The organism is Bacillus pseudomycoides DSM 12442, from assembly GCF_000161455.1.
Taxonomy (GTDB): domain Bacteria; phylum Bacillota; class Bacilli; order Bacillales; family Bacillaceae_G; genus Bacillus_A; species Bacillus_A pseudomycoides.
The window spans coordinates 1,920,129-1,932,585 of the sequence record NZ_CM000745.1; the positions used below are offsets into that span (position 1 = coordinate 1,920,129).

Consider the following 12,457-nt stretch of genomic DNA (forward strand, 5'->3'; position numbering starts at 1 on the left):
GTGCGGGTGTCCGTAACCTACGGTTAGGCAACGAAAAGATGTTTGAAGTGTCGTCATTTGTGACTCTAGAAATGGAGACCCAATATAGTTGGAATATAGCATTCTGGTTTTGCGTATTCCCTTTTACTTGAAATAGTAAGTTGAAATGTAAGGAACAACTATTTCTCAAACCTTACTTAGAACTATCGGCATATAGTCTTGACCTAAGGGTTACAGAAAAAGGATAGATTAATCGGAACGTGGGAGAGCCTTTAAATGGAGTTTTACAGAACGTTGAAGTTTAAAGGAAGTCAGAGGTCTCGTAGTAGTCAGAGATGGAGAAAAACCATTACAGGGCAAAGGGGACCAGTCAACTTATCAAGTTTAACGATTCGATAGAGAAGTTCAAACTTTCTGTAAGAATGAATTGTGAACCCTAAAGGCAGGTGATGTCTTTATGAACTTTAGCACAAACTTCTCAAATGAAACTGAACTCAAAAGAGCTCAGGACCAATTATATGAATTATCAAAGAAAAATACACGTTTTCATAGCTTATATGAAATGGCATTCAATGAGACCACAATAATTACAGCTATTCATAAAATCAAAGCCAATAGGGGGGCTAACACTCCTGGTGTTGACGGACATGATATTCGAAGATATTTGCAAATGGATAAAAACAACGTTATAAAGCTAATCACTAAAGCTGCACGAAACTACAAATCCAAACCAGCCCGAAGGGTTTATATCGAAAAAGCGGATGGAAGTCAACGACCATTAGGGATACCAACGGTCGTTGACCGTATTATTCAAGAATGTATTCGTACAATACTTGAACCAATCGTAGAAGCAAAATTTTACGACCATAGTTACGGATTCCGTCCTTACCGCAGCTCTAAACATGCTGTTAGACAAGTGAATCATTTCATTAATACTACTAAGTCTTATTATGCAATCGAAGGTGACATAAAAGGTTACTTTGATAATATCAACCACAGATTTCTAATTAAGAAACTATGGAGATTAGGCATAAGGGACAAGCGAATAATAAAGATTATTCAAATTATGCTTAAAGCAGGATATATGGAATATGATTTTAAATTCACTACGGAAAAGGGAACTCCACAAGGCGGTATAATTTCACCCTTACTTGCAAATGTGTATCTAAATGATTTCGACTGGATGGTAGCACGTAGATTCTACAAAGCGAAACCAACTGGAATTTCAAAGGAACCGAGAAAGCAAAGGGAGAGGCTGGTTAGACAAGGTAGAAATAAATGCTACCTAGTTAGATACGCAGATGATTGGATTATACTTACTCAAACCTATCAAGAAGCAAGACGTTATCTTGAATATTTGCGCAAGTATTTCAGAATTAAGCTAAAACTTGAATTGTCTAAAGAGAAAACAGTCATAACAGACTTAAGGGAAAAGCCAGCACTCTTCTTAGGGTTTGATATTTATGCTGAAACACCTCTCCGCAGTAATAGTGGAAATATAGTTGGCAAAAACAAACCCAATCATAGAAAAGTCAGTGGTCAAATTAGTAAAGTTTGCAAAGAAATAAGGAAGATGAGGAAAGTTTTAAAAGAAGAATTTTGGATAGAACAAATCATCAAAGTTAATCAAATGCTCGAAGGATATGCGGAATATTGGAAAGTCGGTATTTGCGCGGATACATTCGATAGAATTGATTACAACGTAAATAATTCCTTATTTAGAACTTTCAAGAAATTGTTCCCTAGCGGCTACATGAGGCATAAAGTAAAAATGTGTGAGTTAGGAAACCGACCTAGTAGACACCATAAATATCAGGCAAAAACCTTCGCAATCAAAAAGGAAGGGTTTTGGGTTGGAGTCACAAAAGCTTCATATACTCCTTCGGAGTGGCTGGAAAAACCATTTAACCAAAGGACGACACCTTACACTATAGTAGGAAGAGAAATCTACTACAAACAAAGGAAGAAGCTGTTAAGACTGGATAGACCTCATATAATGACACTACAGGATTTTTATCTCTGCAAAGGTACAAAGAGTAAATATAACTTTGAATACTTTATGAACCGTGAATATGCGTATAACAGGGATAGAGGAAAATGTAGGTGCTGTAATGTCGGATTAGACTTTATGAAGGAAAATGCACATTGCCATCACATTGAACCGTACTTACCTATGGATTTAATTAATAGAGTCGCTAATCTAGCATGGGTATGTAAAGAATGTCATACATCCATACACTGTGAAAACTATGTGTTAAGTTATAATGCTAAAACAATAAAGAAAATTGACAAATTCAGAAGTAAATTACTTCAAAAATGAATCGTTAAAACTTATAGGGTTGTATCGGTGACGAACAATCTAATGAAAAAGAATTAACTCCATGTATTGAGTTAAGAAGTAGGATAAGTTGATGGAAAGCCGTATGCGTTGAAAGGCGCACGTGCGGTTTGGGGCGGGGGAAAAAGTGAAGATAACGTCAAAACTTTACCTATCGCGACCCGTAAGGGTTAGTAGCTACCCTAGCTCTTACGAGCTAGGATGCTACACATAACTATACTACACAAAGCAAGGGATTGCTTATGCACGTATATGCGTTGCGGTAAATAGAGGGTTTCGAAATAGCCTAGGAGAGCAGCAAGCAGATTACATTTACTGCGTCGTCTGGAGAAAATCGGCTGAGAATGTGTCAGATTATTGTCAAAAGGGATCGCTTGTTGGGATTACAGGTCGTATTCATACGAGTAATTATGATAATGAACAGGGGAAAAGAGTGTATAAAACAGAAGTTGTGATTGAAAGAATTACGTTTTTGGAGCGGAAGAAAGAGGAAGCTTCACGGTAGAGAAAGGAGGTATAAACAAAAACTTGGTGTAATTACCAGATAACTATTATTTTTCACTAATCCCTTCCTATAAGTAACTGTCGAGAGATAAAAATATCGTTTTTGGGATGCTTCAAAATCTTAGATTAGTGGGTATATGAGATGATTCCTAGTAGAGAAAATCTAAACCCCTTGTTCAATATGGACAAGGGGTTTTTGTTCAAAGAAAGTATAACTTTTCGATTGCTTTTGCAAGATGTACTGGCGGAAAAAATGACATACGTAGCCAAAACTTTAATTGTTCATTTTTTTGAAAAAGATCGACTTTCAATTGTAGTAGCCTGTATAAATCTTTTTCAGGATTTTGTGAATCAATTTTACTTAAGTATTGAAGTTTTGAAGCTAGTTCAGTTTCTTTTGTATCACGTAACACATGAAGAAAGAGGTCATCTTTTCCTTTAAAATGTGTGTAAATGGATTGCTTTTTCATGCCGGCTTTTTCAGCTATTAAAGAAAGGGGTGTTCCTTCATAACCATGAATTGTGAAATATTTTAGAGCTGCACCCTTAATTTTATTACTGTTCAATAAAATCACCTCAAATTTTACGAACGTTCGTCAGTTATGTTAGCGAATTAAATAAATGTATGTAAGCGGAAATTATATTTTGATATCTAAACGAATAATTTTAAAGATTTACATTCAATCTAATTAGGAAAAACTTTAAAAGAAGGGGAAAGGATGTTAGGAGGCGAATGGAATCTGCCCGTATTGTTGTTATTTATATGGTGTCGAAGGGTACGGTTTCTTAAATATAAAAAGAGTGCATTCTAAGAAGAAACAATATTGCATTAAAATTTTAGCTCTTCACTTCGTTTTATATACATCGTAATGTGGGTCTAACCTGGAATAGGTCTTAAGTCTGATTTGAAAACGGTTCTTAAGCTCGTTATGGAAAACTAAAAAAATAGTTAAGATAAGAGTATCAAATCGAAGGGAGGCAAGCACAAGATGAAACAATTTTTAACGTTTATCGCAGCCGGTATTTTGGCTTTAATTGCTCTTGGTAGTCTTGCTGGTATTGTAGGATTCGCAATTGGAGCAGGGATTGCGTACTGGAGCTATAAATCATTTGTGCGAGCACAATCATTTTTTGGAAAGTTAGCTTGGGGTATTTTCGGTTTAATCGGCTTGTCAATCGCCCTTTCTCATTCCCCAGCATTGATCGGTATTGTAGCAGTAGTAGTACTATACTACGGATACCGTGAGTGGAAAAAAGAAAAAGATGTAGTGGTTGATTCTGCTTCAGAAAGTTCTAAACGATATAGCAACTTTGAAGATGAGTGGAACAAGTTAATGAAAAACTAATATAAAATAACTGAAATCATAAAGTAGAAGAGAGGAAGATTAGAATGAAACAATCTTTATTCGGACGTGTACGCGATGCAATTTTAGCAGACTTTCATAATGTATTAGATGAGAAGGAAAGAAAAAATCCAATCGCTATGTTAAACCAATATTTACGCGATAGCGAGCGTGAAGTAACAAAAATTGAGAAATTAATCGAGCGTCATAAAACATTAAAATCTAACTTTGCTCGTGAACTTGAGCAGGCTCGTTATTTCGTAAATAAGCGATCAAAGCAGGCGATCATTGCACAAGAAGCAGGAGAAGTGCAATTGCATGAACGTGCATTAGAAGAAGTAGCATACTATGAAGGGCAAGTATCACGTTTAGAAGAGATGTATGCAGGTGTAGTGGAGCAAATTGATGAGTTAGAACGCCGTCTTTCTGAAATGAAAAATAAGCTAAAAGAAATGAATGCAAAGCGTATGGAATTGATGGCACGTGAAAATATGGCCCATGTGAACCGTCGTATGAATACGGCTCTTCATAAAATGGATGAGAACAACCCGTTCTTACGATTTGAAGAAATTGAAGATCACATTCGTGATTTAGAGCTTCGCATGAATGAAGATCATGAACGTGATACATTTGATATGAAAATTGCAAAACTTGAGCGCGACATGAAAGGAAAGGATGAAGTATCTTTAACAAAATAATTGTAGTGCATCATAAAATGAGTTTATGGTGGTAGAAAAAAGGTGTTGCAAAGCAATACCTTTTTTATTTATCCCGTATTAACGGGCAGTAAGACCCTCATCCTAAGATTAAGCGAAAGCAAGGAAGGCAGGGGCTGATTAAAGTTATTATCAATCTACCTTTTTTGAGCGGAAGAGAGAAGGAACATGATACTAAAAAGGGGTATATCAATAGGGGTAGTTGTTACATGATATTCACCAATTCTATTAAGACTATAATTGTGATTAGAAAAAGCAAGCGTCTCAGTAGGAGTATAGCGATAGAACATGTTACAATACAGCTAAGAACAAGCAATAAAGGAGAGTTTATTTACGTGAAGATTAAAGCAATTGAACCGACGCCAAGTCCAAATACGATGAAAGTTATCTTAAATGAAGTGTTACCATCAGGAGCACGTAATAATTATACAAACGAAAATGCAGAACAAGCACCAGAGCAAGTGCAACACATTTTAAAAATTGAAGGTATTAAAGGTGTATATCATGTTGCGGACTTTCTAGCAGTAGAGAGAAATGCGAAGTATGACTGGAAAGTACTTTTGCAACAAGTTCGTGCTGTGTTTGGAGAAGAAGTCACTGAAGAAGATGAGAGAGAGCAACTTTCACATTTTGGTGAAGTGAAAGTATTCATTCAAATGTTCTTTACGATTCCGATGCAGGTGAAATTAACAGATGGAACAACGGAAGAACGAGTGGGCTTACCAGACCGTTTTAAAGAAGCAATTATGAAAGTGCAAATGTCTGCACCTAACGTTGTGAAAGAGCGTAAATGGGTAGAACAAAGTACACGTTATGGGAATTTTGAAGAAATCGGAAAAGAAGTTGTGGAAGAAATTGTCGCCGCTTATCCAGAAGACCGTGTTGAAAAAACTGTAAAAGAATTATTAGATCAAGCGGGTGCTAAAGAAGTAACGATTACAAAGCGTGAACCATATAAAGTAACAGAAGAAATGATGGCGGATCCTGATTGGAAAAACCGTTATGCAGCGCTTGAGCAAATGGATCCAACAGAAGAAGATATTCCTGTATTGAAGAAAGCGCTAGAAGATGAGAAAGTATCTATCCGTCGTTTAGCAACAGCGTACTTAGGTATGGTAAAAGGTGATGAAGTATTACCATTACTGTATAAAGCTTTACTAGATCGTTCTGTAAGTGTACGCCGCACTGCGGGTGATTGCTTATCAGATGTAGGAGATCCAGCAGCGATGTTTGTTATGATTAAAGCACTTAAAGATCCAAGTAAATTGGTGCGTTGGCGTGCGGCGATGTTCTTATTTGAACTTGGTGATGAAAGTGCAATTCCAGCACTACGCGTAGCGCAAGATGATCCAGAGTTCGAAGTAGCAATGCAAGCTCGTCTAGCATTAGAACGTATTGAAGGGGGAGAAGAAGCGAAAGGATCTGTTTGGAAACAAATGACGGAGTCTCGCAAAGGAGAATAATCATATGATCGTTTTCTATGATAGTAGGTGTCCGATGTGCACGGCAGTCGCAGAGCGTACAAAGAAGCTTGATAAAAAAGATACGATGAAGTTTGCCTCTTTTCGTGATAAAGATGTTGTAGAGGAGTATCAACTTTCTACAGAGTTACAAGAGAAGATGGAGCAAAGACTTTACATTTTAAAAAATAACAAATGGTATGACGGGATTGGTAGCGTATATGTTTTAGCAAAAGCTGTGCCGTCATACTGGTTTGTGGTTCCTTTTATCAAGTTATCTATTTTACTTGGATTTGGAAATAAAGTGTATGATTATATTGCAAATAGAAGAAAACTTGTACCAGTTGGTCACTGTCGTGAAGGAGTTTGTGAAATTCCATCAAAAAAATGATGGTAACGCTATCTTTCTTTTGCACCTATTATAAGAGCGTGATATGATGAATTTGGAATGAAAGTTGAAGGAGAGATTACAAGATGTCAAATGCATACGAAGAATATATGCGTCAAATGGTAATTCCAATGCGTCAAGAGTTAGTGCGTGCTGGATTTGAAGAATTAACTACAGAAGAAACTGTAAAAGAATATATGGAAAATGCGACAGGTACAACATTAGTTGTCGTAAACTCTGTTTGCGGATGTGCAGCTGGTTTAGCGCGTCCATCAGCTGGTCAAGCGGTTGTACGTTCTGAAAAACAACCTGACCATCTTGTAACTGTATTTGCAGGACAAGATAAAGACGCAACAGCTACAATGCGTGAGTACTTCGGAGATATTCCTCCATCTTCACCATCTATGGCGTTACTAAAAGGAAACGAAGTTGTTCACTTCATTCATCGTCATGAAATTGAAGGAGCAACAATGGAAGAGATTATTAATAACTTAGAACAAGCTTTTGAAAAGCATTGCTAAAAAGGGGGAGTGATTCTCCCTTTTTTCTTTATATATTGAGGTGAAAAGATGATTGTAACAACAGCAGGACGAACGAATAAGGAAATGACAGCATATGCAAAAGAGGTAGCGGAAGAATTACAATGCTCTTTTGTAGTACGGAATGATATATCGGTATATAAGCTACATGAGCAGTTTGAACAAGATGTACTCGTTGTAGGAAAGAAACGATTAGCAATTTATCCAAAAGGTACAGAAGAATCGTTCTTTTTCCATCCTAATTCTGCAATGTTTCGTGTGAAAAGATTAATGAGGGGAGAACATGATCCATTTGTACAAGCTGCAAAATTAGAAAAAGGAATGACGGTGTTAGATTGTACGCTCGGTATGGCATCAGATAGTATTGTTGCAAGCTATGTTGTTGGAGAAGAAGGAGCTATAATGGGGCTTGAGGGGAATCGTTACATGGCCTATATAATGAATAAAGGTTTAAAGCAGTGGTGTGCGGGTATTTCAGAAATCGATGAAGCGATGCGTAGAATTAGAGTGAAGAAAACTGAGCATTTTGATTTCTTAAAGCGCTGCGAAGACAACTGTTATGATGTTGTTTATCTGGATCCAATGTTTGAAGAAACGGTAATTGAATCAGATGGGATTCGTGGCTTAAAACACTTTGCTTTGTATAATGATGTCACAGATGAAACAATTGCAGAAGCAAAGCGTGTTGCTAGAAAACGTGTTGTCTTAAAGGATCATTTCCGTAGTACACGATTTGAGCGACATAACTTCTTAGTATATAAGCGAAAAAGTGCGAAATTTCATTTTGGTGTAATTGAACCTTGCTAATTATTTGAAAAGATGTATAATAAGCAATAATCAATTATATATGATGTCGTAGATGAAGAGAGTAGTCCTTCTTCAGAAGGAAAGCGAGCTAGGGATGGTGAGAGCCTAGTACGGAGAAGAGGATGAAGCGCACTTCGGAGACGCTGCTTGAAATGAATAGTAGAGTAAGCCGGGGCCCCCTGTCCTCGTTATAAACGGGAAAGTGGTTCTTCGGAACAACAAGGGTGGTACCACGGGTGATAACTCGTCTCTTTTTTAGAGACGGGTTTTTTGTGTTTAAAAAAATAAGGAGGGAGTAACATGGAATATAAAATTCAATTAGCAAAAAGTTTATTTGAAATATTAAAATCAGAATTATCATTGGAACAAATTACAGGTTTAATTGAAACTCCGAAGCAAGATGAATTTGGAGACGCGGCATTCCCTTGTTTTATGCTTGCAAAGCAATATAAAAAAGCACCCGCAATTATCGCGAAAGAAATTGCTGAGAAGCTAAACAATTCATTTTTTACAAAAGTGGAGGCAGTTGGACCATATGTGAACGTATTTTTCAATCGTCACATAGTAAGTGATGATGTATTAAAAGCGATTTTAGTTGAAAAAGAAGAATATGGACAGGGGTACTTTGGGCGAGAAAAAACAGTAGTAATCGATTACTCTTCACCAAATATCGCGAAACCGTTCTCCATGGGACATTTACGTTCAACGATGATCGGGAATTCTTTAAAACATATCGCTGAAAAGTGTGGATATGAGGTTGTAGGAATCAATTATATTGGTGATTGGGGAACGCAGTTTGGGAAATTAATTACCGCATATAAAAAATGGGGAAATGAAGAGCTTGTAAAAGAAGATCCGATTCGCGAATTATTCAAATTATATGTTCATTTCCACGAAGAAGTGAAAGAGCATCCAGAGCTAGAAGAAGAAGGCCGTGCATGGTTTAAGAAATTAGAAGACGGTGATGAAGAAGCAGTTTTTTTATGGAATTGGTTCCGTCATGAATCTTTAAAAGAATTCTCTCGTATTTATGAACTTCTTGGTGTTGAATTTACAAACTTCCAAGGAGAGGCTTTCTATAATGATAAAATGGGCGATTTTGTTGATATTTTAGAAGAAAAAGGGTTATTAGAAGAATCGGATGGAGCACAAGTTGTTAATTTAGAAAAAGAAGATATGCCGCCATGTTTAATTAAAAAATCAGATGGAGCTACACTTTATGCAACGCGCGATTTAACAGCGGCACTATACCGTCAAAACACATATGAATTTGATAAAGCGTTGTATGTAGTAGGCGCAGAACAAAGCTTACACTTCACACAATTTTTCACTGTATTAAAGAAACTTGGTTATAACTGGGTAGATGGTATGGCTCATGTACCATTTGGACTCATTTTAAAAGATGGTAAAAAAATGTCCACACGTAAGGGGAAAGTCGTATTACTTGAGGAAGTATTAGAAGAAGCGATTACGCTTGCAGAGCAAAATATTGAAGAGAAAAATCCGGACTTAAAGCAAAAAGAGGAAGTTGCTAAGCAAGTTGGTGTCGGGGCAGTCATTTTCCATGATTTGAAAAATGAACGTATGCATAATATTGAATTCTTTTTAGAAAAAATGCTGAAGTTCGAAGGGGAAACAGGACCATATGTTCAATATACACATGCGCGTGCTTGCTCCATTTTACGAAAAGAAAATGCTGAATTTGAAACAGAAGCGTTTCAATTAAACGATGATCATAGTTGGAGTACGATAAAATTATTAAATAGATTTCCACAAGTCGTTGAAACAGCCTTCTTCAAAAATGAACCGTCACATATTGCGAAGTATTTGTTAGATGTAGCACAAGCATTTAATAAATATTATGGAAATGTTCGTATTTTAGAAGAGGATAAAGAAAAGGAAAGTAGACTTGCACTTGTTTATGCAGTAACGATTGTGTTAAAAGAAGGATTGCGTTTACTTGGAATGGGTGCTCCGGAAGAGATGTAAATGAGTACAATTTTATCGTGCTATTGTGCAGTGACAATTATTAACGTTACTGTAGTAGTTAATTACAAATAATGTGTTACTGAAGATGATAAATACAAAATAAAGCTTACTATATTGGCAGAATGACAAATCGGGCGTACCGTTGACCTGATTTGTTATTTTTATTTTTCTTACTATTTTTAATAATTATTTATTTTGTTTTTTCTTTGAAAGAAGGAGATGGTATCTTTTTTTCCTACAATGTATGAAGATGAACTTATATATAGTGCTATTGCAAGATATCATGTTAGAAGTGGTAATACTATCCCTAAACAGACAATCGATAAATTGATGTAAGTCTGTATCTTTTATTTTTTCGCGAATATGGCCATAGCCTTTTTAAAAATCTCATTTTCCTCCTTCAGACGAAGCATTTCTTTCTGCATTCGCTTCAGGTCTTCTAGCGTCATTTCTTCCTCATCAATCGTTGTGATAGGAGAATATTTTTTTATCCATTTATAAATCGGTACTTCTGATACACCATATTCGCTGCTTAGTTCTTTCACAGATCAGCCTGAATGATATAGTTCAACAACCATCTTTTTAAATTCTTCATTAAATTTCTTGTTTGCCATACGGACACTTTCTCCTTGAAATCCATTGTAAGGACTTAACTAAGTTGTGTTCATATGACTATACTAACTCCACTCCACAAAGTATAAAGAAAGAAGGAATATACATTGTTGATTCTAAAGAAGTAGTTAGCAGTAATTTGAGGTAAAGATGATTGTGATATTGCATTCCATAAAAAAGAATGTTACTCTAAAAATAGAATTATGAGAGGACTGATGGATGAATAATGATTAACTAATCTATATTTTAATTTGAAATTAATAACTTCAAACTACAAAATATAGGGTTAGTCTATCCATTTTTATAAATCAGTTCATACTTTATTTGTCATGATTCCAATGATTAATAAGAACTTATTAAGTATAAGTGAGATACTAATCCTTCCGATTACAAATTGGGAGGATTTTTTTATTCTCTTATAGGTAAGTTGATATTTATTAATCCGTAACTGTAACCTAACAAATAAAGGAGAGAGAAAAATGAGGAATTCAGACACTATTGTTACACATGTAATGCTCTATATAAGTCGTTAATATCCATCAAACTTATATGGAGAAATTAAAAAATTGATGGATATTCCGACTTTATATGAAAAGTGTTGATATATAAAGGAGGAATTATTATGTCAATGATAAAAGTTCAAGACTTAACTTTTTCATACCCAGGTAGCTTTGATAATATTTTTGAAGGTGTAAACTTTCAAATAGATACAGATTGGAAACTAGGGTTTATTGGTAGAAACGGACGAGGTAAAACGACATTCTTTAATTTATTATTAGGTAATTATGAGTATAGTGGGAAGATCACTTCTTCGGTAGAATTTAATTATTTCCCTTACCCAGTTTCGGATAAGAACAAGTTCACTCATGAAATCCTTGAAGAAATTTGTCCCCAAGCAGAAGATTGGGAATTTCTGCGTGAAATATCCTATTTAAATGTTGATGCCGAGGCCATGTATCGACCATTTAAAACATTATCAAATGGAGAACAAACAAAGGTGTTGCTTGCTGCACTGTTTTTGAATGAGGGTCAATTTCTATTAATTGATGAGCCAACAAATCATCTAGACACTGATGCACGAAAGATGGTCTCTGATTATCTAAGGAAGAAAAAAGGGTTTATTTTGATTTCACATGACAGAATCTTTTTAGATGGATGCGTTGACCATATCTTATCTATAAATAGAGCAAATATTGAAGTTCAAAGTGGTAACTATTCTTCTTGGAAGTTAAATTTTGATAGACAGCAGGAACACGAAGAGGCTACAAATGAGCGTCTACAAAAAGACATAGGGAGATTAAAACAGTCTTCAAAGCGTTCAGCAGGTTGGTCTCATCAAGTGGAAGCTTCCAAAAATGGAACAAGGAATTCAGGATCTAAGTTAGATAAGGGTTTTGTAGGACATAAAGCGGCCAAGATGATGAAGAGAGCGAAGAACCTTGAATCAAGGCAACAAAAAGCTATTGAAGAAAAGTCAAAATTACTAAAAAATGTGGAGAAAACTGAGTCGTTAAAATTAGAACGATTGAAATTTCAGTCAAATGAATTGGTTGTTTTGGCTGATGTGTCTGTTAAGTATGATGACCAAATAGTAAATGAACCAATTAGCTTCATAGTTGAACAAGGGGATCGAATTGTACTTGATGGAAAGAATGGAAGCGGGAAAAGTAGTATCCTAAAACTAATTCTAGGACATCCAATACAGCATACAGGCTCAGTTAATTTAGGTTCAGGACTCATCATTTCCTATGTCCAACAAGATACTTCTCATTTGAAGGGATT

10 protein-coding genes, 2 pseudogenes and 1 other annotated feature are annotated in these 12,457 nt (G+C 35.8%); of the genes and pseudogenes, 10 read left to right on the forward strand and 2 right to left on the reverse strand.

Features of this window, described 5'->3' with window-relative positions; all coding sequences use genetic code 11:
• The first annotated feature begins 436 nt into the window (after positions 1-436).
• Complete coding sequence (gene ltrA / locus BPMYX0001_RS09585; RefSeq protein WP_006094691.1) at positions 437-2,299, forward strand: group II intron reverse transcriptase/maturase; 1,863 nt, start codon at positions 437-439, stop codon at positions 2,297-2,299.
• A 232-nt stretch (positions 2,300-2,531) separates the two neighbouring features.
• A pseudogene (locus tag BPMYX0001_RS09590) lies at positions 2,532-2,822 on the forward strand (single-stranded DNA-binding protein); the annotation flags it as partial.
• A gap of 199 nt (positions 2,823-3,021) precedes the next feature.
• On the opposite strand, the gene BPMYX0001_RS09595 reads toward BPMYX0001_RS09590, so the two are convergent.
• Complete coding sequence (locus tag BPMYX0001_RS09595) at positions 3,022-3,387, reverse strand: TetR/AcrR family transcriptional regulator (protein ID WP_018782101.1); 366 nt, start codon at positions 3,385-3,387, stop codon at positions 3,022-3,024.
• Positions 3,388-3,810: 423 nt separating this feature from the next.
• On the opposite strand from BPMYX0001_RS09595, the gene BPMYX0001_RS09600 reads away from it, so the two are divergent.
• From BPMYX0001_RS09600 to argS, 7 genes are all read left to right on the forward strand, one after another.
• Positions 3,811-4,167 carry a lmo0954 family membrane protein gene (locus tag BPMYX0001_RS09600; RefSeq protein ID WP_003197275.1) on the forward strand — a complete coding sequence of 119 codons (357 nt, stop codon included), beginning with the start codon at positions 3,811-3,813 and terminating at the stop codon, positions 4,165-4,167.
• A gap of 44 nt (positions 4,168-4,211) precedes the next feature.
• Positions 4,212-4,862 carry a PspA/IM30 family protein gene (locus BPMYX0001_RS09605; RefSeq protein ID WP_006094694.1) on the forward strand — a complete coding sequence of 217 codons (651 nt, stop codon included), beginning with the start codon at positions 4,212-4,214 and terminating at the stop codon, positions 4,860-4,862.
• 353 nt (positions 4,863-5,215) lie between these two features.
• Complete coding sequence (locus BPMYX0001_RS09610; RefSeq protein WP_006094695.1) at positions 5,216-6,343, forward strand: conserved virulence factor C family protein; 1,128 nt, start codon at positions 5,216-5,218, stop codon at positions 6,341-6,343.
• A gap of 4 nt (positions 6,344-6,347) precedes the next feature.
• Positions 6,348-6,731: a thiol-disulfide oxidoreductase DCC family protein gene (locus BPMYX0001_RS09615; RefSeq protein ID WP_033798290.1), complete on the forward strand. Its 384-nt coding sequence runs from the start codon at positions 6,348-6,350 to the stop codon at positions 6,729-6,731.
• An 83-nt stretch (positions 6,732-6,814) separates the two neighbouring features.
• On the forward strand, positions 6,815-7,249 hold the full coding sequence (locus tag BPMYX0001_RS09620) for a BrxA/BrxB family bacilliredoxin (RefSeq protein WP_003197283.1): 435 nt from the start codon (positions 6,815-6,817) through the stop codon (positions 7,247-7,249).
• Between the two features lie 48 nt (positions 7,250-7,297).
• Positions 7,298-8,074 (forward strand): class I SAM-dependent methyltransferase, encoded by a 777-nt coding sequence (locus BPMYX0001_RS09625; protein WP_006094697.1) that lies wholly within the window; start codon positions 7,298-7,300, stop codon positions 8,072-8,074.
• 40 nt (positions 8,075-8,114) lie between these two features.
• Positions 8,115-8,329, forward strand: a binding site (T-box leader).
• A 45-nt stretch (positions 8,330-8,374) separates the two neighbouring features.
• Entirely contained in the window at positions 8,375-10,063 is a 1,689-nt protein-coding gene (gene argS, locus BPMYX0001_RS09630) for an arginine--tRNA ligase (RefSeq protein ID WP_006094698.1), read from the forward strand.
• A gap of 315 nt (positions 10,064-10,378) precedes the next feature.
• Here the strand turns inward: argS and BPMYX0001_RS09635 are convergent.
• Positions 10,379-10,677 (reverse strand): annotated as a pseudogene (locus BPMYX0001_RS09635) (transposase); the annotation flags it as partial.
• A 620-nt stretch (positions 10,678-11,297) separates the two neighbouring features.
• Between BPMYX0001_RS09635 and BPMYX0001_RS09640 the strand changes: the two are divergent.
• On the forward strand, positions 11,298-12,457 hold a 1,160-nt coding region (locus BPMYX0001_RS09640; RefSeq protein WP_033798839.1), incomplete at its 3' end, for an ATP-binding cassette domain-containing protein.